Annotated in this window: 1 protein-coding gene and 1 pseudogene; one reads left to right on the top strand and one right to left on the bottom strand. The window is 67.2% G+C overall.

The window, feature by feature from the left end:
• Positions 1-213, top strand: a pseudogene (locus EXE42_RS17120) (5-(carboxyamino)imidazole ribonucleotide synthase); the annotation flags it as partial.
• An 18-nt stretch (positions 214-231) separates the two neighbouring features.
• Here the strand turns inward: EXE42_RS17120 and EXE42_RS17115 are convergent.
• Positions 232-409: type II toxin-antitoxin system HicA family toxin (locus tag EXE42_RS17115; protein ID WP_137707076.1), on the bottom strand; the 178-nt coding region annotated here is incomplete at its 5' end.

Raw genomic sequence — 409 nt, 5'->3', positions numbered from 1 at the left:
GAGCGAGAGGCGGCCACGCTCCGGAACGTCGAGACGGTCCTCGACGCGCCCGACGCCGACCTCCACTGGTACGGCAAAGACGACGTGTACCCGCTCCGGAAGATGGGTCACCTGACGGTGACGGACCGGGACGTGACGGACGAAGTCGACCCCGACGCGCTGCTCTCGCGGGCGCAAGAACTCCGCGACGAACTGACGTTCCGAGACGCGTAGCCGCGGACCGTCCGGTCTTCAGGAGTTTCGGTCGATCCACGCGCAGAAGGCGTCGAAGTCACGCGCGCCGGCGTCGTCCGCGATACCGCTGAGGGTTCCCTCCCGAAGCTCGTCGTGTAGCGGAACCGTGACGTGCCGTCTGTCCCTCTCGTTCGTCGGATGCTCGTAGTACAGCTGCGCGTGGTCGCCGGTCGTT

Origin of the sequence: Halorubrum sp. SP3, from assembly GCF_005435195.1 — an archaeon.
Taxonomy (GTDB): Archaea; Halobacteriota; Halobacteria; order Halobacteriales; family Haloferacaceae; genus Halorubrum; species Halorubrum sodomense.
This window is presented reverse-complemented; position numbering and strand designations above follow the sequence as displayed.